The organism is Planctellipticum variicoloris, from assembly GCF_030622045.1.
Lineage (GTDB): Bacteria > Planctomycetota > Planctomycetia > Planctomycetales > Planctomycetaceae > Planctellipticum > Planctellipticum variicoloris.
In genome coordinates this window covers 3,831,355-3,855,417 of record NZ_CP130886.1, presented here as the reverse complement: position 1 = coordinate 3,855,417, position 24,063 = coordinate 3,831,355, and the positions used below count along the sequence as shown (strand labels likewise).

Below are 24,063 nucleotides of genomic sequence, written 5' to 3'. Positions count from 1 at the left end.
AGGCCCGATGACCACTTCCCCGACCGAAACACGTACGCTCGACGGCAACGAAGCCGTCGCGAACGTCGCGTACCGCCTCAGCGAGGTGATCGCCGTCTATCCGATCACTCCGGCCTCGGTGATGGGCGAATACGCCGATGACTGGTCGGCCCAGCGTCGGGGAAATCTCTGGGGTGCGGTGCCGGAAATCATCGAGATGCAGTCGGAAGGCGGTGCGGCGGGTGCGGTGCATGGGGCGCTCCAGGGCGGCGCACTGGTCACGACCTTCACTGCGTCGCAGGGTCTGCTGTTGATGCTGCCGAACCTGTTCAAGATTGCTGGAGAATTGACGTCGTTCTGCATGCATGTGGCCGCCCGTAGCGTCGCTACGCATGCGCTCTCGATCTTTGGGGACCACTCGGACGTGATGGCCGCTCGCGGCACCGGGTTCGCGCTGTTGGCCTCCGGGTCGGTCCAGGAAGCCCAGGACTTCGCAGCCATCGGCCACGCCGTAACGCTCGCCGCGCGCGTTCCGGTCTTGCACTTCTTCGACGGGTTTCGCACCTCACACGAAGTCGCAAAAATCTCCACGCTCAGCGACGACGTCCTGACGCAATTGGTCGACTCGAAGCTGGTGGAGGCCCATCGTGGACGACGGTTGACCCCCGAACGCCCCGTCGTCCGCGGCACTTCGCAGAACCCCGACGCGTTCTTCCAGTCACGCGAAGCGACGAACCCGTTTTACGACGCATTCGGCGATCACTTCGACCAGACGCTGCGGCGGTTTGAGACCCTCACCGGGCGAAGTTACCAGACGTTCGATTATCACGGCCATCCCGAGGCGGAGCGTGTGATCGTGCTCATGGGGTCCGGGGCGGAGTGCGCTCATGAAACGGTGGACTGGCTGCTCGATCAAGGCGAACGAGTCGGAGTCCTGAAAGTCCGTCTGTTTCGCCCCTTTTCGTTGCAACGCTTTCTGGCTGCACTCCCCTCCACGGTCCAGCATCTGGCAGTCCTCGATCGGACCAAGGAACCTGGTTCGTCGGGAGAACCGCTGCTGCTCGAAGTCAGCGGCGCGTTGCTGGAAGCTCTGACGAGAGGCTTGCTGCCGAGATTGCCGCGTGTGATCGGCGGGCGATACGGCCTGTCTTCGAAGGAGTTCACGCCCGCGATGGTCAAGGCGGTGTTTGACGAGCTGCAGCGCTCGACTCCCAAACCTCGCTTTACGGTCGGAATTCGTGACGATGTGACGCATCTGTCGCTCGACGTTGCCGAGGAACTGGACATCGAGCCGGGTGACGTGGTCCGCGCCGTCTTCTATGGCCTTGGTGCGGATGGGACTGTCAGCAGCAACAAGGCCAGCATTAAGATCATCGGCGAACAAACCGAACAGTATGCTCAGGGACACTTCGTCTACGACTCGAAGAAGGCCGGTTCCACGACCGTTTCGCATCTGCGGTTTGGACCTCGCCCCATTCGATCGTCCTATCAGATCAGCCGGGCCGCCTTTATCGCCATTCACGACCCAGGATTCCTGGACCGGCTGGATGTGCTGGAGCGAGCCGGCGACGGCTCGATCGTCCTGCTCAACTCGTCGACGCCCGCAGAGCAGGTATGGGAGAGCCTGCCGCGCGAGGCTCAGGAAACCCTGCTGGCCCGTCATTGCCGTCTGTTCGCCATCGACGCCTATCGGATTGCCGAAGAGGCCGGGTTGGGACGACGGATCAACACAGTCATGCAGGTCTGTTTTTTCAAATTGGCTCACGTCTTGCCGGTCGAGCAGGCGCTGGAGCAGATCAAGGCGTCGATCGCTGCGACCTGGGGCAAACGGGGACCGGAAGTTGTCCGGCGTAACGTGGCGGCGGTCGACGCGGCGTTGGCCGGCTTGCACGAGGTGTCGTTGGCTTCGTCGGCGACCGCCAGCCGGCATCGTCGACCGACTGTGCCCGAATCATCTCCCGATTTCGTCCAACGCGTGTCCCGGCTGCTGCTGGAGGGGCATGGAGACCAGTTGCCGGTCAGCGCGTTTCCACCCGATGGGACCTGGCCGACGGGAACCAGCCGGTTCGAGAAGCGGGCCATCGCGTTGGAGATTCCGATCTGGGAGCCGGACCTCTGTGTGCAATGCAACCGCTGCGTGATGATTTGCCCTCACTCCGCCATCCGAGCCAAGGTCTACGAACCCGATCTGCTGAAGGAGAACCCGGCGGGATTGCCTGGCGTCCCCGAGGCGTTCACTCCGGAATTCGAAGGACTCAACTATACCGTTCAGGTCGCGCCCGACGATTGCACGGGATGCGAACTGTGCGTTGTTGTCTGCCCGGCGAAAGATCACATGCAGCCGCGGCGAAAAGCTCTCAACCTGCAGCCGGTGGCAGCGCACCGAGACGTGGAACGCCGGCGCTTCGAGATGTTTGAATCACTTCCCGACTTGCCACGCAGCCGAGTTCCACTTGAAGCCAAGAGCCTGACGCTGCTGCCCCCGCTGTTTGAATTCTCCGGGGCATGTGCGGGCTGTGGCGAGACGCCCTATATTCGGCTGCTGACGCAACTGTTCGGCGATCGGCTTCTCGTGGCCAATGCAACCGGCTGCTCGTCGATCTACGGTGGAAACCTGCCGACAACCCCGTACACCACAAATCAGGATGGCCGGGGGCCAGCCTGGAATAACTCGCTTTTCGAGGACGCGGCGGAGCTTGGCCTCGGATTCCGTCTGAGTGTCGATTACCTCGCTCGACGCGCCATGCAGCTCTTGGGCGAACTGGCGGCTGCGTTGCCGGAAGTGCTGGTCACTGCGCTGCGAAAGGCGTGCGCCCCCACCGATCCGGTGGTGTTGGAGAGACGTCGTCAGGAAGTGGCACAGTTGAGCGAGATCCTGAAGGGCCTCAACGGACCAGCCGCCGTAGAGCTTGCCGCAATTGCCGAGGCATTCGTCCCGAAAAGCGTCTGGGTGATCGGCGGCGACGGATGGGCCTACGACATCGGCTACGGCGGCCTCGACCATGTTCTGGCCTCGGGGCGGAATGTGAAGCTGCTGGTGCTCGATACTGAAGTCTATTCCAACACCGGCGGACAGCAATCGAAGGCGACGCCACTGGGGGCCGTTGCGAAGTTCGCCTCGGCGGGCAAGTCCACGCGGAAGAAGGATCTGGGCCTGCTGGCGATGAGCTACGGTCACGTTTACGTCGCGTCAGTCGGGATGCAGGCCCGTAACGAGCAGACCGTGTCGGCCTTGCTCGAAGCGGAGAGTTACCCCGGACCTGCCTTGATCATCGCGCACAGTCCCTGCATCGCTCACGGATACGACCTCGTCCACTCGCCGACCCACCAACGACGCGCGATTGAGAGCTGGGCCTGGCCGCTCTACCGCTTCGATCCCCGACGGATCGCAGCGGGACAGCCGCCTCTGCAGCTCGACTCTGCGCGAAAAAGCCTGCCGATGCGGAGCTTCATGGAAGAGGAAGCGAGATTCCGCATGGTCGAACTGCGCGATCCCGAGCGGTACGAACAACTGGTCCAGGCCGCGGAACAGGCGGCGGCGGAACGACGCTCGCTGTATCTCCAGCTCGCCGGCATCCGAGTGGACTCCCTGACCGATGGAGGTGTCGAACATGGTTGATCTCGCCACGGACTGGGTGGGGCTGCGATTGTCGTCCCCGCTGCTGGTCGGGGCCTCGCCGCTGACAGACGATCTGGACGCCTTGCACGCGTGCGTCGAGGGCGGCGCGGGAGCTGTCGTCATGCGGTCGCTGTTCGAGGAACAGATCGTCGCCGAGCAGCTCGGCGCTCACCGGTGGATCGATTCGCATGTGGACATGAATGCCGAGGCCCGTACGTTTCTGCCCGAGTCGGATGTTTTCGGCCTGGGCTCCGGTCCTTACGTCGCGCGACTGAGAAAGCTGCGTGATGCGTTAAATGTGCCGGTGATCGCATCGCTCAATGGCACGACGGTCGGCGGATGGATCGATCTGGCATGTGATCTGGAGCAGGCCGGTGCGGCGGCGGTCGAGTTGAATCTGTATGAAGTGATCACCGACCTTTCGGAAACTGCAGCGGTCGTCGAAGCCAGACAATTGGCGGTCGTGCAGTCGGTCGTCGACAAGGTACAGATTCCCGTCATTGTCAAACTGTCGCCGTTCTATTCGTCGCTCCCCGGCTTTGCACGCCAGCTCGAACAGACTGGGGCGCGGGCGATCGTGCTGTTCAACCGGTTCTATCAGCCGGACATCGACCTGGAGGTGCTCGACGTAAGCCGCGAAGTGCGGCTGTCAACCAGCGCCGAATTGCCGCTGAGACTCCATGCCTGCGCACTCCTGTCCGGCCGGACGTCGCTGCAATTGGCGGTCTCCGGGGGCGTGCATACCGGTGACGACGCGGCGAAGGCCATTCTGGCCGGAGCGCACGTCGCGCAGGTCGTGTCGGTGCTCCTGGAACGCGGCCCCCGCGTGCTGGCCAATCTCCGCGACGAACTCCGTCATCGTCTGTCCCGTTTCGGCTACAAGACGCTGGCAGAGGCCCGAGGCGTGCTCTCGCTCAATCGTGCGCCCGATCCTCACGCCTGGGAGCGATTGAACTATGCCCGTCTCCTGGAGAGCTGGCAACCCCGACCTTAAAGAAGGAGTTTCCGATGAGCGAGACCAAAGAAAAGGCCCCCTGGCACGGCATTCCTCGCGATGAAATTCCGTGGTATCCGACCGTTGACCCGGACGCGTGCATCGGCTGCCAATTGTGTTACGTCACCTGCGGACGCAATGTCTACGAAATGCAGGATGCGCATGCGGTGTCGGTTGACCCGATGAACTGCGCCGTGGGCTGCTCAACCTGCGCCAACATCTGCCCGACCAACGCCATCTCGTTCCCGACGCTCGAAGCCGTGTGGAAACTCGAACGCGAACGGCAGATCTTCCGCATCGTTAAGAAGGAAGCCCAGAAGAAGCAGGATCGCGACGGAGCGCTCAAAGCGCGCGAGGCGGCCCAAAAGGCGATGGAACACGTCTCCACCCGCGCGAAGGTCGAACTCGCCGGAGAATTCGGCGACAAGCGGTTTCTCGTCCGACTGGAACAATTGATTGAGAACCGACCGTTTGACATCGTCAACTTGCGTCTCGAAGTCCCGACGGTCAAGGGGGCCAGGCAGAAGGCCCCCTCCTACATGACCTTCGAGGTCACTTCGGAACAGCAGGAGGAAGTCGGCCCCTTTCTGGGCGAGGTCAAGACCCTCGTGCACGAAGTCGGGCTGGTCTACGTCAGCGAGCAGCGGCTGTAGGCTGCGTGCCGTCATGCGCTGTCAAGAAGGAGAATTATGCCTCTCAACGCCGATGCGGTGCGGTTTTGGATCAAGAGAGCCGTCCAGGTTGTCGTCGCGGTCGCCGTCGTGGCGATTGCCGGAGTCTGGTATCTCTCGCCCCTTGCTGTCATCGAGCATACCGTCGAAGCGGGTGAGATCGTTGCCGAAGTGATGGGCACGGGAACGTTGGAAGCCCGTGTCAAATCGACAATCAGCCCCAAGATTTCCGGCCGCATCCATGAGATTCTGGTCGATCAGGGGGACGTCGTTCAGGCCGGCCAGCTCCTGTTCACACTGGACGATGCCGAACTCAAGCAGCAAGTCGAGATTGCCGAAGCCGCTGTGGCCGCCTCGCAGGCGTCCCTGGCTCGACTTCAGGCCGATCTCGATCTGTCGCAGGCGTTGCTGAAGTTCGCCCGACTGACCTTCGAACGCACGCAGCAGCTCCTCCAGAAGAAGGTGGCGACTGTCGAAGAGGGCGAAAAGGCGACGGAATCATTGAGTGTCGCCGAAGCGGGCGTATCGCGCGCCACGGCCGCGCTCCTGGAAGGTCAAAAGCAGGTCGTCGAAACCGAAAAGACGCTTACGTATCACGAGGCGAGACTGACCGATACGCGCGTGGTCGCTCCCTTCGACGGCCTGATTGTCAAACGCTATCGCGATCCCGGCGACATCGGCGTGCCGGGCAGCGCAATTCTCATGCTGGTCTCGACAAAAGAAATCTGGGTCAGCGCCTGGGTGGATGAAACAGAAATGTCCCGAGTGCGGCAAGGACAGACCGCCCGCGTGGTCTTTCGATCTGAAGGGAACCTCGACTATGAGGGAGTGGTGTCGCGGCTCGGGCGCGAAGCGGATCGAGAAACGCGGGAATTTGTCGTCGATGTCCGCGTGCTGACGCTGCCGGAGAACTGGGCCGTCGGTCAGCGGGCGGAAGTTTTCATCGAGGTCGAGCGCAAGTCCGCAGTGCCGGTGCTGCCGGCGAAGTTCGTGGTCTGGCGCGACCGGAACGCCGGAGTCTATCGTCGCAACGGTTCTGCTGCACAATGGCAGCCAGTCGCGCTGGGGTTGCAGAGTGCCGAGTCGGTCGAGGCTGCCGAGGGGCTGAAACCCGGAGACGTGGTCTTGCTGCCGATCGCTGGCAAAAACATCTCGCTCGATGGCCGACGCGTGGAAACGCCATGAATCTTGCCCTGAAGGACGTTCGGCACAACTTGGGTCGCTTCTCGCTGACCGCGATGGGAATCGGCATGATGCTCATGATGGTCATGGGCATGGCCGGGATTTATCGCGGATTGATCGAGGACGCGACGCTGATTGTCGAGCGGATCGACGCCGATCTCTGGGTCGTGCAGCGGGACACCCGTGGTCCGTTTGCCGAGGTGTCGCGAGTTCCACGCACGATGGTGCATCGCGTGCAGGCCGTGCCGGGCGTCGACTCGGCACGGGAATTCGTGTTCCATACGATTCAGCGTCAGCACGACGGCAAGCCGTTGCGGATGTCCGTTCTCGGGCTGAGTTGGCCGACGGACAAAGGAGAATGGTTGCCGCTGATCGCCGGACGTCCGCTGCGGCGGAATCACTACGAGATCGTCGTCGACAAGACGCTCGGATTTCGACTTCACGAATCCATCCGCCTCGGCAAGGAGTCCTACAAAGTTGTCGGCATCACCGGCGGCATGGTCAGCTCGGGCGGAGACGGCATGGCCGTGGTCACCGTGAGCGACTCGCAGGCCATCCAGTTTGACGCCGTCGGCGAGGCCCTGCGGTTGGAGCGTTCCGCCCGCGGACGCCGGTCTGAATCCAACGATCTGTTTCTGATGCAGCCGCAACTGGTCGAACGACTCTCTCAGCCCAGTTCTGAGTTGCCAGCCGTATCGACGCCAGCGATGAGCGCGGTGATCGTGCGGGTCCGTTCGGGGGTGAATCCGCAGCACGTGGCCGCAGTCATCGGCGGCTGGAGCGATGTGTCCGTCTACAGTAAAGCCGGCCAGGAAGATCTCCTGCTGCAGGGAATGGTCGACAAAGCCCGTCGTCAACTCGGCATGTTCCGTGCGCTGCTCACGATCATCGCGGCTGTGGTGATGGCGCTGATCCTGTATACGCTGACGCTCGACAAACTGCACTCGATTGCGCTGCTGAAGCTGCTCGGAGCACCCAACCGCACCATTCTGGGGATGCTGCTCCAGCAGGCGCTGTTGCTGGGAGTGACCGGATACGGCATCGCATTCCTGTTCGGGCAGCAGCTCTTTCCGTACTTTCCTCGGCGAGTCGTCATCACTCAGGCGGACCTGATCCAACTGCTGGTGATCGTGCTGCTGATCTCCGTACTGTCGAGCGTTCTGGGTATCTGGCGGGCCATGCGGGTCCAGCCCACAGAAGCTCTGATGGGATAGTTCAGACCATGAGCCAGCCGTTTGCGATCGAAGCCAGCGAGATCAACAAGGTCTACGGGACCGGCCGTACTCAGGTCGTCGCGTTGCGGCAGGCCACGTTGCGCGTCCCCAAAGGAAAAGTGGCGGCCATCCTCGGGCCGAGCGGATCGGGGAAGTCGACGCTGCTGACCATCGTGGGCCTGGTCACCATGCCGACTTCGGGACAGGTCACGATCAATGGGCAACTGATCGTGGACGGGAATCGCGCCTGGACGGATCTCCGCGCCTATCGACGGCGGCATATCGGATTCGTGTTTCAGAAGGCAAATCTGATTCCCTTTCTGACCGCCATCGAGAATGTCCAGGTCGCACTGGAACTCAACGGCGTCCCCAGCCGCCGCGCCAGGTCGCGCGCCGCTGAATTGCTTCAGTACCTGGGCGTGCTGGAACGGTCTCAGGATATCCCCGCGCGACTGTCGGGCGGAGAGCAGCAGCGGGTAGCCGTCGCTCGCGCCCTGGCAAACGACCCAGATGTGCTGCTGGCCGACGAGCCGACCGCCGCTCTCGACAGCCAGCGCGCTCAGCAGGTCATGGAACTCTTCGCCAAAATTGCCCACGAACAGAATGCCGGCGTCGTGGTGGTGACTCACGACCATCGCTTCTTGAACGTCTTCGATACAATCTACGCGATGGAAGACGGCGTGCTGCAAGAGCAGAACGCTTCGTCGATGCTGGCAACGACGTAACGAGGCCCGACAGCATGCTCGGGCCGCGAGGCGGACGCCAGCCTTCCTCGATTGATGCTGGCGACTCGATCGGAGACTTGTACGTCGATCCGGCCGCTGACGGTTCGCCACTCATTGTCCGGGCGTCCCTTCCGGGCTCCATACTGCGCCGGCGTCAATCCACCGACGCAACACGCCAACTTCGCGCTCGGAAAGCCGGTGGCGATCTGCGAGGGCCAGATCGGGCCGTTGGCCCGAGACGATGGCAATCAATGGACTGCGCCGGCTGTCGCCGGGGATGACGAGCGGTCGCCCCGAGCCGCCGCCAAAGTAGTCGTCCCGGCGGTCGACACGAAAATCGCCCCGCACGCGGCCTGAGCCGTGACATGGCAGGCATGACTCCCGCAGGATCTGATGGACTTCGCTCCAGGTCGCTGATGCCGAAGATTCCAGAGGCGACGCCGTGACAGATCTTATTGGGTCGTGGGGCTCAAGCGGAACCGCTCGCTCGCGGACCGACCACTGAGCGGTCCAGGCGAATGTCACCAACACTGCTGCAATGAAAGCGAGTGAAACGGCGGTAGCGCGCAGTTGCCGGCCGGGTGGAGTAGCCGGGAGTCCCAGCTCCCGACGGACGATGGACACGATCCACGTCCAGTGGAGCGCCAAATGGATGACGAGGGTGATCAGCAGGGCGAGACTGAACCAGGCGTGGACCGCACCCCACTGGTGGCGGGAGAGGCCCCAGAGGAAGTGGCTCTTGTTCGTTCCGGGAGGTAAGGGCCAGTAGAGGATGTAGCCCGTACACATCATCCCCACGAACACGACGGCCGCAGTGATGTCAACAACGAGATTCAGCAGTGGCCGTCTCACATCGGTTCCCTCATGCACCGTTGCCTGGAAAGACGATCATTCCCCGCAGCAACATGCCTGCCGAACAGGCCAGTCATGCCGCACCGGCCCCGGACACCCTCGGGTAATGCCAGTATTCTGCAGCATTGCGCTCCGGCCGGAAAGACTTTGCACGTCACCGATCACACTCGGCTGGGCAGCGCGGGACGGAAAACTCCCTGATGCCCCCCGAAGTCGGCCCTGTCGAACATCTTCCCACCCCTTGGCCAGACTCCCCCCATGCCTGTACACTCGGCTTCCACTGCACACCCCAAGGAAGCCGCCCCGTGTCCGATGCCGCCGCTGCTGCCGGTCCTGACCTCCCCGCGTTCATCGCCCGCTGGAAGGCATCCGCCGCAGCCGAGCGGGCGAACTATCAGCTTTTTCTGACCGAGCTGTGCGCCGTCATCGGCGTTCCCCAGCCGGAGCCCACCCGGCCGGACGTCTCCCAGAACGCCTACGTGTTCGAGCGGGATGTGGTGTTCCAGAATCCGGACGCTTCCACCAGTCATGGGCGGATCGACCTCTACAAGCGGGGCTGCTTTGTCCTGGAGGCCAAGCAGGGGAGCGAACAGCCGGACGCCGGGGCCGCGGAACTGGCTTCCCCCGCGCAGCCGGCCAAGAAGATCAAGAAGGGGACCGCGGTCCGGGGGACGAAGGGCTGGGACGATGCTATGTTGCGGGCGTTCGGGCAGGCCGAACAGTACGCGCGGGCGCTGCCGGGGGATGAAGGCTGGCCGCCGTTTCTGATCGTGGTCGACGTCGGGCATACCATCGAGCTGTTCGCCGACTTCACCAAGTCCGGCAGAACGTACCTGCAGTTCCCCGACGCCGCGACGTACCGCATCACCCTGGATCAGCTCGCCGACGCCGACCAGCGGGAAAAACTCCGGCGGGTCTGGACCGATCCGCAGTCGCTCGACCCCTCCCGCCGGGCGGCCAAGGTGACGCGGGAGCTGGCCGAACGGCTGGCGAAGCTGGCCAAGTCGCTCGAACAGTCGAAGTTCGAACCGGGACAGGTGGCACAGTTCCTCATGCGCTGCCTCTTCACGATGTTCGCGGAAGACGTCGAGCTGATCCCCCACGAAGGTTTTACCGACCTGCTGAAGGGACTGCGGAAGACGCCGGAGCTGTTTCCCGACATGGTCCGCTCGCTGTGGGAGACGATGGACAAAGGCGGGTTCTCGCCGATCCTCAAGGAAAAACTCCGGCGGTTCAACGGCGGGCTGTTCGAGGACTGCGAGGCGCTGCCGCTGACCGCGCCGCAACTGGAACTGCTGATCGAAGCCAGTTCTGCTCTGTGGCGGGACGTGGAGCCGGCGATTTTCGGCACCCTGCTGGAACGGGCGCTCGACCCGGTGGAACGGCACAAGCTGGGAGCCCACTACACGCCGCGGGCGTACGTGGAGCGGCTGGTCCTGCCGACGATCATGGAGCCGCTGCGGGCGGAGTGGGACGCCGTGCGGGCCGCTGCCCTGGCAGAGATGCACAGCGGCAAGCCGGCCGACGCGGTGGCGACGGTGCGGGAGTATCTGCAGCACCTGTGCCACGTGCGGATTCTCGACCCGGCCTGCGGCAGCGGGAACTTTCTGTACGTCGCGCTGGAGCACATGAAGCGGCTGGAAGGGGAAGTGCTGGCGTTTCTGAGGGATCTGGGGGAACGGCAAACCGAACTGATGACGGTCGACCCGCACCAGTTCCTGGGGATCGAAGTCAACCCGCGGGCCGCGGCAATTGCCGATCTGGTGCTGTGGATCGGCTATCTGCAGTGGCACCTGCGGACGCGCGCGAAAGAGCTGATTCCGGAGCCGGTCATCCACAAATTCCACAACATCGACTGCCGGGACGCGGTGCTGGCCTGGGACGCTGTGGAAGCGCTGCAGGACGCCGACGGCCAGCCGGTGACGCGGTGGGACGGCCGAACGACGAAGCCGCATCCGGTGACAGGGGAACTGGTGCCAGACGAGACGGCGCGGGTGGCGGCATTGAAGTATGTGAATGCGAGAAAAGCGGAATGGCCGCAGGCGGATTACGTCGTGGGGAATCCGCCGTTCCTGGGGAACTGGCGGATGCGCGAAGCGCTGGGGGACGGCTACGCCGAATGCATCCGGGCGGTTTACTCGAATGTTCCAGAAACCTGCGATTACGTGATGTACTGGTGGGACCGGGCGGCCGAAGCGACGGCAGCCGGCGATGTGAAGCGATTCGGGTTTATCACCACGAACAGCCTGCGGCAGAAGTTCAGCCGCCGCGTCCTGGAACCCTACGTGGATGGCGAGACGCCGCGTCTCTCCCTGGACTTCGCGATTCCTGACCATCCCTGGGTGGATGCGGCCGAAGGGGCAGCGGTCCGGATTGCGATGACGGTGGCTTCGCCGGGGCTCCACGATGGGCGGCTCAATACCGTGATTTCGGAAGAGGCGGCGGGGGAGGACTCGGCAGTTGTACTGCTCCGTGAGCGGACCGGGCGTATCCAGACCGATCTGACCATTGGGGCGAATGTGGCCGGGGCCGTCGAGCTGAAGGCGAATTCCGGGCTGTCCTGTCCCGGTGTCAAATTGCATGGGGCCGGTTTCATCGTCACACCGGATGAGGCGCGCCAGCTCGGACTGGGAACGGTGGCCGGCCTGGAACAGCACATCCGGGAATACCGCAACGGGCGCGACCTGACGGCCCGTCCGCGGGGCGTGATGGTCATCGACCTGTTCGGGCTGACCGAGGAGCAGGTTCAAACTCGGTTTCCGGCAGTTTATCAGTGGGTTTACGACCGGGTGAAGCCGGAACGCGACCAGAACAACCGTGCGACGTACCGGGACAACTGGTGGCTGTTCGGGGAACCGCGGGGAGCATTCCGACCAGCATTGAATGGGCTGAGTCGATACATTGCCACGGTCGAAACTGCGAAGCACCGGGCGTTCGTCTTTCACGACAAATCGATTCTGCCCGACAACAAAATCATCGCGATTGCAATGAGTGCGTCGGAGGGGATGGCGGTGCTCTCCAGCCGAATCCACGTAGTTTGGGCGCTGGCCGCCGGTGGCCGACTCGGATATGGAAACGATCCCGTCTACGTGAAGTCCACGTGCTTCGATGCATTTCCATTCCCGGTTATCGGCGATGGTGTGAAGCCGAGACTCGCGCGGCTTGCCGAACGTCTGGACTCGCACCGCAAAACGCAGCAGGCCGCCCATCCCGACCTGACGCTGACCGGTATGTACAACGTCCTGGAGAAGTTGCGGAGCGGGGAACCGTTGACCGACAAGGAAAAGACGAACTACGAACAGGGGCTCGTCACCGTCCTGAAACAGCTTCACGACGATCTGGACGCCGCGGTGTTCGAGGCGTACGGCTGGCCGGTCACGCTGACCGATGAAGAGATCCTGGAACGGCTGGTGGCCCTGAATGCCGAGCGGGCCACCGAAGAAGAGCGGGGGCTGATCCGCTGGCTGCGGCCGGAGTTCCAGAACCCGGCTGGCGGCAAGGGGGCCGTCCAGAAGCAACTGGACGTCGAAGAGGACGAAGAGGCCGCGAAGCCGGCGAAGAAGAAGCCGGCCAAGGCCGCCGCGGCGAAGAAACAGCCGTGGCCGAAGAAGCTCGCCGAACAGGCCGCCGCGGTGGCGCAGGCTCTGCAGGCCGCGAAGAAGCCGGTCACGCCTGCGGACGTCGGTCAGGTCTTCATGCGAGCGAATTCGGACGACGTGGTCCGGCTGCTGGAGATGCTGGCGGCGATTGGGAAGGCGCGGACGATCAAGGGAGGGAAGTATGTGGCGTCGTGAGGCGGGGGGATGCCACGTTGAACGAACCACGGACCTGCGCTACGTTGACTTGAGCAGAGTTTCGCATTTTGTTCGGGAGGCATCGTATGTTGAACAAATTCACGAAAATGCTGCTTGTTGCGACGTCCCTGGCTCCGACGCTGCTGATCATGTCCATCGACCGTTTCTTCCACGAAGGCTCGCTTCGCTGGGACGCATTCGGCGTGCGACTGGTTATCGTCGCCGTTTCACTCGTCGTCGCCGCATACGGCGTGATGACGTTTGTCCGCCGTAACGGTGGGAAACAGTCGCTTCGAGTCTGCAAGGCAAAGAATTCAGATAAGCAGGTTCTGACGTTTCTTTTGGCCTACTTGCTGCCGATCTTGAACGAGCACAAATACCTCTTCAAGGACTTCGATATCCCAACGCTCGCAATTCTCCTGCTCGTAAGCCTAGCCATTTACCACAGCAATGCCTTCGACTTCAATCCGCTCTTGGGGATGCTCGGATACCACTTCTACGAAGTGGAAAGCGATGACGGCTTTCCGTACATCCTGATCAGTCCCAAGACGCTAGTGAAACCCTGCGCCACGTTCACGGTTGTGAAACTGTGCGACTACACTTTTCTTCAGATTGAGGACTAAAACATGCCGAAGGGCAAGACTCTGTTCACCTTTTTTGCCGGCATTTCGGGACTATCTGAAGACCTAATCCCCGAGCAAATTCAGGTCGACGCCTCGCTACAAGAAGAGCTGTCCGAGATGTTCGAAGAACAGGCGGCGGAATTCCTTCGAGATGACTGTGATCGCGTTCCGTTCGATCCCAAGGCCAACTACCGCCTCGAACGTGGGCAGGTCTTTGTGATCAAAGAATTCGACCTTCCGTTGGAGTACGTGGAGGCCGTGACGAAGCCGCATCAGGCGGACGTGTTTGCAATGGGACGCAAACCGCAACCACACGTAGCGACAATCTTTGCCGGCGAGTTACTCCACGCCAAGGATAAGCCGCCGTACGTTAAACGGCTATTGTTTCAGCAGTTTCGCTCGCCGCAGTTGCTCGACCGCCGGTTCACTTTGTTTTGGGACCGCGGAGTCTTCAACCGGGTGGCGAACGACGGATTGACGCTAGCGCATGAATTGGCGGCGATCTGGGTGGGTGGGAATCTCTACTTCCGTTCATTTTCGATTGTAAGTCGATTCTTCGATTTGGGTGAGTTCGAACCCAAGGCTACCGTAGAAGAGATTGCGAGTTTCGTCGAGAACTCCCTTTTTGTGTTCGAAAACGACGGCGACTCCAAGGCCGTGTTTCACGCCATTGAATCGGATGACTTCTTACGGCGGCGAGTGGCGTCAATTCAATCGAAGGACATTCTTTCACTGGTCAAGCCAATGACGGCTGCCAAGAAAGCGAAGGATTTTGGCATCGAAATTGACGTGAAGCGTCCGCAAGGGAAGGGCAGCAAGATTGCGCTTCCCAAGACGAAGAAGGAATTGAAGGCCGTCGTCAAATTTCTGAACGAAGAGTATTTTCACGGCGAGCTGACGGCGCAGCTTTACGAAACGAATTCGCTACGGCGTCTCAATCCGTGAACGCCTTGGAAGTCGCGTCTATGGTTGGGTCATTTCGGGACATCCGAGTACATAAAAATCAGCGTGAGTAATCGGAACGGAATCGTCCGTCCCCCATTCAGTGACGCCAGAGAAAAAAATTACCCGCCACGGGCCGCCGCTACCGGTGACGGTCATCATAAAAACCGTCGGCCGTTGCGGATGCACAAGCTGACCCGCCGTCGACACGCCACTGACGCTGGCTCTCCCAAACCGAAACCGCATATCGTCCTGGTCCACGGTAAAGAGGTGCAGCAACGCCTTGTGCTGCTGACTTCCGATGGTCAGGATTGCTTCAACCTTCTCTTCCATTGCGAAGACCCGTCGAAAAAAGGGGGAGGGGTTTGAGGGAGTGCGAGTTGGAAGTGCGGATGCGTCGGCTGATGTTGAACTGACTCCACGATGACAAGGCTTCGGTCAGCCCGCCTTCCCAGACTGCAGCCGGTTCAAGACGGTCCAGACCTCCCCGTACAGGCTGGCCCTGGCTTTCCCCTGCTGCCGGGCGATTTCGTTCTTGAAGTTGTCGTAGTCGATGTCGGCGGCCAGCCGGGCGGCGGCCTGGCTGAAGGCGTCCCGCGGAACCTGCGCCCGGTAGCGGTAGTCCGCCTGCGGGTCTTCCTGGATCTCTCCCAGCTCCGGCAGATATTTCGACCGCAGCGTGTCGAGATCGGCGCGGACGCGGGAGCGGACCGTCAGCGTCCCGGCGTCGCGGTCCCACGGCTTTTCCACCACGCTGAAGAATCCCACCGTCGTCATCAGCCACATCGCGTTTCCTTTCGATGGGGGGGCTGTTCGTCGCGACGTCTCGCTGTCGCAGAACGATACAAGAGAACAGACCGCATCTGGAAAGCGTTGTCAACCGCGTGGCGGGACCGGCGGCGGCCGTCGTCGAATTTCGATGACCGTTGAGGCCGGGCAGTTCGCCGCCGATGACATTTGGCCGGCTCCCCGTGCTGGGATTACGGCTGAGAGCGACCAACGGCGAGGGCAGATGCCGTCGAAACGTCATCGAAATCACTGGCCGAGCGGATTTGGCGGAAAGCACTTCGCGTCGCTGGCAGATTTCGTCGAGACGGGATTGCAACGCGAAAACCATCGTAATCGGCTTCTGCGTAAGGACTTGAAATTCTTGACAAGGACTTGATGGACGTTATGTCCGGCAGATCAATTAAAGGACGTTGAGTCGACTGAATGGCTCGTCATATCCCCCTTTCGTTTTTGAGGTTACGGAGGGTGTAGTGGCCCGATTTGACGCTGAAACAGTCGTTTGTGCCTAAGCTGGGCTGATCGGTAATGCGCCCGCCAACCTCTGAAATGTCATCGAAATCTGGTTTTGAAGTGACCACGGGCAGCGAGTGGACCGTTGGCGACGGCCAGATTCTCCCCTGTTGGGGGGGCATGCGCGCCAAGTATCTTGTCGGGAATGTAACTGAGGTCGATTTTGTTTTTCGCTGTATAGGTTTACGGCGAGAGTAACGGGGTTGAGTTTTGTATTTTCGGAGGTTGTTTTCGCGACCGCGGCGATTTGTGACCGCCTCGCTCCTGAAATGTCATCGGCGCGGACACTTCTGCCTGCGATGACCGTTGGAGGAATGGGGGACCGGGTGGCCGGACCGTCGCGGGACGTGGGAGTAGTCGTCGAGACCGGCAGCGCCAGCCCAGAACCGGCAGTCAGGCGATGTCCCTGACGGAACCGGCTCCGGTCGAAATGTCATCGAATCGCCAGTCGGCTCTGGCCGCCCTGGGGGGACGCTGCGTCTCACGCATCCTGCATGGCACCTATGGCCAGCAGTGCCAGACCGGCGTAGGAGCCGCGGATTGCCGGAATGTCCCGGATCGTGGCCGGCACCGAATTGATTTTGCCCCGCCCAACCGTCAAGAATATCGGTGTGCGTCTGTGCGGCCCTGAATGCCGACTCGGACGCCGTATACCCAATTTGACCATCCAGCCGAGGAATCCACCGGGAGCATCTGTCTCCCCTGCCTGACAACTTGATTGACGCGCTAGCGTCTGGAACTGCTTCCCGCAAATACCGCCAAACTGAGCCGCAAGGCTCTTTGCTAATGAAAGCAGTGCCTGGACCGCGCCCCCGAAAGGGGGCGTCGGCCATGTGCTGTTTCATTGGCCCCTTGGCGGGGGTTGCGGGAGCAGTTGTGGTCCGGCGTCCCTTTTTTCGTTTCGGGACGCCGGCGGATGTTCTCCCGACTCCCCGGAACCCCGCCCATGCTGATTCGTGCAGCCTGTCCGCACTGCAACAAACGATTTCGCGTCGATGACCGATTCGCCGGTAAGTCGGCGAAGTGCCCGGACTGTGGCACCAAATTCACCGTCGCAGCCGCAGACACCGGCGGTGCGGAATCCCCCCTCCCAGACGGTTTTGCCCAATGGAAGCCGGCGGACTCGGGGGGAGCCACTGCCACGACGTTGATCGAATTCGAAGCGGCACCGCTGCCCACACCGGCCGCGCCGCCGCCGATTCCGCATGCGCCCGCCGCCCCGGCAAGTACCGGTGGTCAGAAACAGTGCCCGATGTGCGCGGAAATGATCAACGCGGCGGCGGTCAAGTGCCGCTACTGCGGAACGATGCTGCAGACGACCGGAGCCATCGGGCAGCCGCAGCGGGTAGCGGGGTTGATCTACCCGCAGAAAATCCCCGTCTCGCCGGTCCTTGTGGCACTGCTCAGCGGCTGCTGCTTCGCCGGGCTGGGGCAGATGGTGCTGGGGCAAGTGGTGAAGGGGATCGTCCTGCTGCTGGCCAACATCGTGCTGGCCGTCGTGACGATGGGGATTTCGACGTTGATCTCATTCCCGCTCCTGGGGCTGGATGCGTATCTGGTGGCCAGAAAACTGCAGTCCGGCCAACCGGTCACGCAGTGGGAATCGTTTCCGGGAGCGTAAGCGATGTCCCGCCTGGCACCGTCTGGTCGAACTCTGGCCGAGTCATGTTGGCCCCTGGCTCTGATGCTCGGGTACGTGCTCGCCGCCGGGCTCATTCTTCCACCAATAACCTGTCCGCTGAAATTCGTCAGCGGGCGGGACTGTCCGACGTGCGGTACGACACGGTCTGTCTTCTGCATTCTGACCGGGGATTGGGAATCAGCGTTTGCGTTCAACCCGGTCGGTTTTGTGGCCCTGGCTGCCTGCATTCGACCAGTGGCGGGGCTGCTGACCGTCAGGCGCAGGACTGGCGACAGACACCGCACCGTCATCGTAGATGGCGTGCTGCTGGCGCTGTTTTTCGCCGGCGGGATTTTTCATTTCTGTTGCCAAGCCCACGGTAGCCCGTGACCTCCCGCATGGCCGCGGGAAGCATCACGTTTTCCGAGTTTGAAGGCCCCCGAATTGATCTGTCGCGACGGATCGGATGCGGGCGGCGCAGTTTCTGAGTTTGACCGTTCATCGCTGGAGCCTCGCCATGTCGATTCTCACCGCCTGTCCGAACTGCCAGAAGAGTTTCCGAGTCGAATCCGCGGCGGTTGGCAAAACGGCCCGTTGCGGCGGTTGTGGCAGTAAATTCCGCGTGACGGAAGTTATGCCCGTCCCCACGGCGGCCGTCGCTCCCAAGCCCCCGCCAGCGCTGGAAGCGGCCTTGGCAGGACTGGGGCGGGTTGCAGACGAGAGCCCGGCTGCAGATGTCCCGCTTCTGCCTGATTTTGATCCGGCACCCCCTCCACCGTTTGTTCCGCAGTTTGCGCAAGCCATGAGCCCGCCAGCGATGGGCAGCAGGGGAGGCATCACCTTTCAGCAGACCCTGATACTGGTGGTGGTATTCGGCGTGGTCTGCAGCGTCGCAGGCGTCGGAGCGTGGTCGATGCTGCGACCACGGACGTTCGTGGAAGAACTGAAGGCCGCCCCCAAAGACCCGCAGGCCCTGGCCAAGCAAATCCAGCAGCAGATTCAGGCCAATCGCGGCGTCAAGCACTTCCACGGCAAAGAAGTCCCGTTCAACGGGGCGCTGGTCGTGTCGCGGCACAGCATCGACGCTGAAGTCAGCGCGTACGAAGATACGTCGTCCTGGCTGCCGGTTTCCGGTTCGTCGAGTGAGGAATACGACGACCGCATGAAAAAGGGCTGGATTATCAAGCTGCCGCCGATGCTGGCGGTCAAGCTGCTGGAGACTTCAACGCACGATGTGTTCACGGCAGGCTACCGCTACAAAGGAAACCTCGACTTCGAGAAGACGCTGTATCGCGTAGAAATTCTAGAGGGGCCGCGGAAGGGGCAGAAGTGGTGGATTCACGTGATCAATCTGGTGAAGGACACCGACGACATGGACCTGGAAGAACGCATGCGAGACCCGGAGCGGCAGAAAGGCAAATTGCTAGGCGAGCGGCAGCTCGACGCGCTGCTCGGAGCCCCCGGCGGCAAGTAGTGCGGGGGCCGGATTCCGATGACGGTTCAGCGGTCCGGCTCAACGGTCATCGCATCGCCGCGCGAACGGTCATCGAAACGCCGCGGGGACTCAGAAACCTGCTGGAAACCGCTGAAACTGCGGCCTGCAAGCCTTGTCGGTCCCCGTCGCCGGTCCCAACAATGCGGTGACGCGGCTAGGGTAGCTCCCGAACGGCGGCTGCTCTGTCCCGAAAGCCGCCTGCCGCGTCTTCTCTTCGCTCGGGACGGGACGCTCACGGGACAGGCATCATGGCGGAGTCTGATGAGGTCATCCACCGGCGACGACTGAGTCTCACCGTTAAAGTAATCTTGGACATGCAGGGCCGGGCGCGTGAGGCGATAGGTGTCAGCACCGAAGAGGCGGACCAGTGGGAACGCTCGGTACTTGAAGCCCTACAACGCGACAATGAATTAAAAACCGGCGATAGCTCAAACGGCGGCGGCGACCAGAGTCAGCGGAAAGCCACGCTCGAAGAATTGCGACAGCGATTTGGCGATATCTACCGGGTTCAGACTTTTGAAGGCCATGCGGAGACTGACCCGCCGGAGTCCCCGTTCGCCGGCGATGCCGTCATTGCCGCGTTGGCCAGTCTTGAGGAGCGGTATGCGAAGCGCCGCTTCCCGTCCGCAATTTCAGGAGCCGTCGAGTCCCTGCGACAGCTATTCAATGATGGCCCCATCCTGCAGACCGATGCCCGCAGCGTTATGGAGCCGGCCAGTCAGATTTTGAACTGGCTGTCGCAGGAACTGAACCGGCTGACGGGTGCAGTCCCGAAGGACAAGACCGAGGCGGGGACGATCCCGGAGGGCATTGCGTATGACTTTGATTGGCTTACTCTGGCCAACGGGAAGAGACTGCGGCTGTCAACCTGCCAATTCTGTGCAGTGAAGGGAGGGGCCGCAGTTTCCTGCCCAAAGGCGTATCCGTCGCTGCCGCTGGAGTGGGTCGAGAAGCTGCGTAGGCGGCTGATGGAATTGAAGCTGATCGCCGCCGACGAAAGCCCGTGGTATGTCGGAAATCAGGCCACGCCGGAGGCCATTTGCTGGTGTTCGCTCAACGGAGTCCCGAAGAACGAGTGTATTCAGGTTTCCACGCCGAAACCGCCGCAGGACGGCGAAAGCGGTGGCAACAAACAGCCTGACATCAACTGCAAGCCGAGCGAACCAACCCATTCTCCCGATTTCGCATCGGTCAATTGGTTCGGAACCCCTTACAAGTTTACGCCAACCCAATCCGCATGCGTCCGCGTCCTGTGGGAGGCGTGGGAAAACCGAACGCCGGATGTTGGACAGGACACGATCCTCGTGGAGGCCGGTTCGAACAACAATCGCTTATACGCGGTATTCAGAGGAAATCGTGCCTGGGGAGTGATGATTATCACTTCCTCAAAAGGGCGGTATCGTCTCAACGCCGAACCGCCGGCGCACGCGAAAATGCGCACTTAGACACACACTTGGCGCGCGCGGACAGCACTACGATTCGCTCATCACGCAGGCCACGGAGGCCGGCAACGATCCACTATCGGATTGGATGATGAACGAATCGAATCTGTTGACGCTTCCCCGCGCTGCAAGGCGGGTTGGAGTGACTGTCGCCTGGCTGAAAGCCGAGGCCGATGGCGGTCGAGTACCGTGTCTGCGGGCCGGTACGAGGTATCTGTTCGACGCGGAGGCCCTGACCGAGGCACTCCGCGAACGCGCTGCCTTGGAGCGGGGAGTTGGCCATGAACCGCCCGGCTCCTGACGCATTTGTTGAGCCGCTGCTGCTCGATGCCCGCGATGCGGCGACACTGTGCGGACTCAGTCCGGCGAGCTGGTATCGGCGTGTTTCGGCCGGTCATACGCCGGCTCCCGTCCGCATCGGTGGGGCCGTCCGGTGGCGTGTTGACGATCTCCGTCGGTGGATCGGTCTGGGCTGCCCCGACCGCGCCACCTTCCAGACGTTGACCGCCGATCCGCGCGGCTGATCCGCAGCGCAATCGTCGCGCCACTCTTCAATCTAAAAAACTGACGGCCGCGCCCCCTGGCAAGAGTTGCGCGACCGTCTGGAAATAACCAACATGCGAAGTATACCAGCTACGGCTGTGTCAGTCGACGACTGTGTGAACGTCGAGAATCATGCTGACTATGATCATCGACCGCGGGTTTTTCGTCCCGAGCAGGCCCGTGGCTCCCATTGGTCGCAATTTCCGACTCTGCGGGACCAGCGCTGGAATCGAGAAACCGAAACGCATTTCCGCAAAGGGTTCCAGAGATCCGTGGAGATCCTGGTGGCTGATGTGGAAATGACGGTCAACCAGCTCGACTGGCACTTGCGGGTAATTGAGAACGCTCGCGATCTTTTGCGCCGCAAGGGACCGGTTCGGGCGACGGGCGAGCAACTGCCGTTCTGGTGGTCTCGGTGGGCGCTGGCGGCCTATCTCCGCGGTGAATCGCACGGACTGCGGTACGGGAAACCGCTGGTTGGCAGCAGGTATGACCTGCTGCGGTGGGCCGACGCCGTGGACGATTGGGCGAACGGAGATCCGGACATTGCCGAGTCTCCGCCGATGCCGGCCATCCTGCGGAATGGAAGCGAGGTGAGCGCATGACGCGCAACATTGGACACAAACGCGAAAGGGCGAGAGCGGTCGTTTGCGACGTCCGCGCACTCGCAGAGCAGCGACTCCTGGCAGCAATCTGTGCTGAGCCCAACTTCATTGAGAAATACGACATCAATGCCGATTGGTTTACCGATCCCGCGCGGCGGACAACCTTTCAGATCATGTCGCGTTACCACCGCGACAATCTCGTTGAATTCGACTTGAGTCCGGAACTGCTCGTCTTGTTTGCCAGCAAAGATCCGGTCCTGGCCGAAAAGATTCACCGGGAGGGTGACGCCGCTCCTCCTGAATCCGTGAGTGAGGGAATCGTCCGGAATCTGACGGATGAAGGCTGGCACTGGAAGTCGTTAGTCGATCAACTCGTAGACGCAATCCGCGGCGGTCTGACCGAACGGATGGCGACCGAAGAAACCGCCAAACTGCTGCAGACCGAAACCGACCCGGAGCGACAGGCTGAAGGACTGGAGCAGATTGCCGCGAAAATCCGGTCTACGGCGACCGGTAACGCGGTAACGGGGTTACACAAGCCCAGAAGCGATCTGGATATCGACGCTTCTGTCACCGCAGACCATCCATTTCCTGAGGATATGTTGCCGCCCGTCCTGCGACGTTATGCCCGATCGGCAGCGTGGGCGATTGGATGCGATGTCTCGCTGGTGGGGGCTCCCCTGCTGGTGGCGGCAGCCGGGGCCATCGGCATCAGTCGGGCCATCCAACTCAAGCGCTCATGGATTGAGTTTCCGATTCTGTGGATGGTCATTCTCGCAGAGTCCGGGGGGCATAAGTCCCCTGCATTGGAAAAGGTGCTGCAGCCCACCAGAGCCCACCAGAAACGGAAACTGCAGGAGTTTCTGGTGGCCTGGGAACAGTATGAAATCGAGCTGACGACCTATGAGCGAGACCTGGCAGAGTGGAAGCGAAGCAAACAGTGTGAGGTCCGACCGGACAAGCCGGCAGAGCCGAGACGATGGCGCGGAGTATTTGACGATGCGACACTTGAGGCCGCGATCGGGCTGCTGGCAGACAATCCCCGTGGTCTACTGCTGGCGTGCGACGAATTGGCTGGATGGATTGGAGGGCTGGATCGTTACAAGGCTGGTTCATCTGACGCCCCGAAGTGGCTGGAAATGCACGGCGGCCGGATGGTCATTCTTGACCGGAAGACAGGCGACAGGAAAATGGTGATGATTCCGCGGGCGGCAATCTCGATCATCGGGGGAAGTCAGCCCGCAACTTGGCGGCGGCTGATGACGCCGGAGCGTCAGGCGAACGGGATGGAGCCGCGGTTCCTGACGCTGAAGCCATGCCGCAGGCCGAAGCGGTGGACTGAAGCCGATGTCAGCCCGTCCGATGAATCGCTGATTGCCGGGTTGTTCGATCGGCTTTACGACCTGCAGCCGCAGACCGACGAAGAATCGGGCGAGCTATCGCCCAAGTTGGTAGCACTGAGCAGCGAGGCGAAACGGCTCTTCGTTGAGTGGTACGACCGGCACGCTGACGAACAATCCGAACTGACCGGCAGTCTCTGTTCAACATGGTCGAAATTGGAAGCCTATGCCCCGCGGCTGGCTCTGGTCCATCACATGGTTCGTGTCGCCAGTGGCGACAACACCGTGATTGACCCGCAGATCTGCGACGCTATCAGCATGGAGGCGGGAATCGCGCTGGCGGACTGGTTTGGCCGGGAAGCCAAGCGGATCAACGTGGAGTCTACCGAGTCACCCGAGGAAGCCGAGCGGCGCGAGTTAGTAGAACTGATCCGGGCGCGGAACGGGGCGATTACCGTCCGCAAGCTGATGCAGTGCCGCCGTAGGTACCGGAAATCTGCACACGAGGCCCGGTCTGCCCTGACCGCATTGGTCAAGGCCGGGCTCGGCAGATGGCACACTGAACAGACCGGAGGGGCACCGTTGGAGCAGTTTATCCTGCTGGAGACTGGGGCGGTGACAGAAGCCGAACAACCGCCGGAAAATGAGACTTCCGTCACCGTGTTACCGTGTCACCGCGGAGACGAAGCGGAGGCGGAGGTTGGAACGCGATACTTGGACGAAGACGAGATCGACCGGCTTGAATCTGCATTTGCGGGGTATTCGTGATGAGAGTGAACCGCAACTGCCCGACCTGCGCCATGCCGGGGCCGATAAAGTCGGTAGACAGCGGGCGTATCGCTCGGTGCGACTGCGGTTGGCTCGGCCGGAAGACGCCGGATGGTGAGTAGGTCACGGCGATCCCCGCAGCCCTGTGAGCCAGCCCGCCAGCCTTCTGCCGTCGCCTGTCTGGACGCGTTACGCACAAATCCGCTGCGACCGACTTCGCAGCGGAATTTGACGAAGCCAAATCCTGATCCGTCGGCAGTCGGCGGACGTTACAATCCCACCCGCCTTTGCTGCGTCATGGGCCGCGGAGACCTGAGAACCTCCCGGCCCGTGACGTAGCGTTCTCAGAAAGGTT

General features: G+C 61.8%; 19 protein-coding genes and 1 pseudogene. 16 read left to right on the top strand and 4 right to left on the bottom strand.

Annotated features, from left to right (window positions below; genetic code table 11):
* The first annotated feature begins 7 nt into the window (after positions 1-7).
* From nifJ to SH412_RS14920, 6 genes are read left to right on the top strand one after another with little or no spacing between them, the layout of a single operon-like run.
* Positions 8-3,598: a pyruvate:ferredoxin (flavodoxin) oxidoreductase gene (gene nifJ, locus SH412_RS14945; protein WP_336518812.1), complete on the top strand. Its 3,591-nt coding sequence runs from the start codon at positions 8-10 to the stop codon at positions 3,596-3,598.
* On the top strand, positions 3,591-4,592 hold the full coding sequence (locus SH412_RS14940; protein WP_336518811.1) for a dihydroorotate dehydrogenase-like protein: 1,002 nt from the start codon (positions 3,591-3,593) through the stop codon (positions 4,590-4,592). The genes nifJ and SH412_RS14940 overlap by 8 nt, the downstream gene beginning before the upstream one ends.
* 14 nt (positions 4,593-4,606) lie before the next feature.
* The gene (locus tag SH412_RS14935; RefSeq protein ID WP_336518810.1) at positions 4,607-5,245 is read left to right on the top strand and encodes a ferredoxin family protein; all 639 of its coding nucleotides are present in this window, start codon (positions 4,607-4,609) and stop codon (positions 5,243-5,245) included.
* Positions 5,246-5,281: 36 nt separating this feature from the next.
* Positions 5,282-6,448 (top strand): efflux RND transporter periplasmic adaptor subunit, encoded by a 1,167-nt coding sequence (locus tag SH412_RS14930; RefSeq protein WP_336518809.1) that lies wholly within the window; start codon positions 5,282-5,284, stop codon positions 6,446-6,448.
* Positions 6,445-7,659: an ABC transporter permease gene (locus tag SH412_RS14925; RefSeq protein ID WP_336518808.1), complete on the top strand. Its 1,215-nt coding sequence runs from the start codon at positions 6,445-6,447 to the stop codon at positions 7,657-7,659. Before SH412_RS14930 ends, SH412_RS14925 begins: the two co-directional genes overlap by 4 nt.
* Positions 7,660-7,667: 8 nt before the next feature.
* Complete coding sequence (locus SH412_RS14920) at positions 7,668-8,384, top strand: ABC transporter ATP-binding protein (RefSeq protein ID WP_336518807.1); 717 nt, start codon at positions 7,668-7,670, stop codon at positions 8,382-8,384.
* Between the two features lie 111 nt (positions 8,385-8,495).
* Here SH412_RS14920 and SH412_RS14915 read toward each other — a convergent pair whose 3' ends face one another.
* Positions 8,496-9,236 (bottom strand): DUF4405 domain-containing protein, encoded by a 741-nt coding sequence (locus SH412_RS14915; protein WP_336518806.1) that lies wholly within the window; start codon positions 9,234-9,236, stop codon positions 8,496-8,498.
* A 305-nt stretch (positions 9,237-9,541) separates the two neighbouring features.
* On the opposite strand from SH412_RS14915, the gene SH412_RS14910 reads away from it, so the two are divergent.
* From SH412_RS14910 to SH412_RS14900, 3 genes are all read left to right on the top strand, one after another.
* Positions 9,542-13,030 carry a class I SAM-dependent DNA methyltransferase gene (locus SH412_RS14910; protein WP_336518805.1) on the top strand — a complete coding sequence of 1,163 codons (3,489 nt, stop codon included), beginning with the start codon at positions 9,542-9,544 and terminating at the stop codon, positions 13,028-13,030.
* A gap of 86 nt (positions 13,031-13,116) precedes the next feature.
* Complete coding sequence (locus SH412_RS14905) at positions 13,117-13,653, top strand: hypothetical protein (protein ID WP_336518804.1); 537 nt, start codon at positions 13,117-13,119, stop codon at positions 13,651-13,653.
* Between the two features lie 3 nt (positions 13,654-13,656).
* The gene (locus SH412_RS14900) at positions 13,657-14,598 is read left to right on the top strand and encodes a hypothetical protein (RefSeq protein WP_336518803.1); all 942 of its coding nucleotides are present in this window, start codon (positions 13,657-13,659) and stop codon (positions 14,596-14,598) included.
* 18 nt (positions 14,599-14,616) lie between these two features.
* On the opposite strand, the gene SH412_RS14895 is transcribed toward SH412_RS14900, so the two are convergent.
* Together SH412_RS14895 and SH412_RS14890 are read right to left on the bottom strand one after the other, a co-directional pair.
* Positions 14,617-14,928, bottom strand: a complete 312-nt coding sequence (locus SH412_RS14895) for a hypothetical protein (RefSeq protein ID WP_336518802.1) — start codon at positions 14,926-14,928, stop codon at positions 14,617-14,619.
* Positions 14,929-15,033: 105 nt separating this feature from the next.
* The gene (locus tag SH412_RS14890; RefSeq protein WP_336518801.1) at positions 15,034-15,381 is read right to left on the bottom strand and encodes a hypothetical protein; all 348 of its coding nucleotides are present in this window, start codon (positions 15,379-15,381) and stop codon (positions 15,034-15,036) included.
* Positions 15,382-16,840: 1,459 nt separating this feature from the next.
* On the opposite strand from SH412_RS14890, the gene SH412_RS14885 reads away from it, so the two are divergent.
* Together SH412_RS14885 and SH412_RS28630 are read left to right on the top strand one after the other, a co-directional pair.
* The gene (locus tag SH412_RS14885; protein ID WP_336518800.1) at positions 16,841-17,515 is read left to right on the top strand and encodes a zinc-ribbon domain-containing protein; all 675 of its coding nucleotides are present in this window, start codon (positions 16,841-16,843) and stop codon (positions 17,513-17,515) included.
* A 3-nt stretch (positions 17,516-17,518) separates the two neighbouring features.
* Positions 17,519-17,704: pseudogene (locus SH412_RS28630) on the top strand (DUF2752 domain-containing protein); the annotation flags it as partial.
* Positions 17,705-17,713: 9 nt separating this feature from the next.
* Here the strand turns inward: SH412_RS28630 and SH412_RS14880 are convergent.
* Positions 17,714-17,875: a hypothetical protein gene (locus tag SH412_RS14880; RefSeq protein WP_336518799.1), complete on the bottom strand. Its 162-nt coding sequence runs from the start codon at positions 17,873-17,875 to the stop codon at positions 17,714-17,716.
* Between the two features lie 157 nt (positions 17,876-18,032).
* Between SH412_RS14880 and SH412_RS14875 the strand changes: the two genes are divergently transcribed.
* The 5 genes from SH412_RS14875 to SH412_RS14855 all read left to right on the top strand — a co-directional run bounded on the left by SH412_RS14875 (position 18,033) and on the right by SH412_RS14855 (position 23,708).
* The gene (locus SH412_RS14875) at positions 18,033-18,989 is read left to right on the top strand and encodes a zinc ribbon domain-containing protein (protein WP_336518798.1); all 957 of its coding nucleotides are present in this window, start codon (positions 18,033-18,035) and stop codon (positions 18,987-18,989) included.
* A 269-nt stretch (positions 18,990-19,258) separates the two neighbouring features.
* Entirely contained in the window at positions 19,259-20,455 is a 1,197-nt protein-coding gene (locus SH412_RS14870; RefSeq protein ID WP_336518797.1) for a hypothetical protein, read from the top strand.
* A 278-nt stretch (positions 20,456-20,733) separates the two neighbouring features.
* Positions 20,734-20,976, top strand: coding sequence for a helix-turn-helix transcriptional regulator (locus SH412_RS14865; protein WP_336518796.1), 243 nt, complete (start codon positions 20,734-20,736; stop codon positions 20,974-20,976).
* Positions 20,977-21,279: 303 nt separating this feature from the next.
* Positions 21,280-21,600: a hypothetical protein gene (locus tag SH412_RS14860; protein ID WP_336518795.1), complete on the top strand. Its 321-nt coding sequence runs from the start codon at positions 21,280-21,282 to the stop codon at positions 21,598-21,600.
* Positions 21,597-23,708 (top strand): YfjI family protein, encoded by a 2,112-nt coding sequence (locus SH412_RS14855; RefSeq protein WP_336518794.1) that lies wholly within the window; start codon positions 21,597-21,599, stop codon positions 23,706-23,708. The genes SH412_RS14860 and SH412_RS14855 overlap by 4 nt, the downstream gene beginning before the upstream one ends.
* Positions 23,709-24,063: the final 355 nt, after the last annotated feature.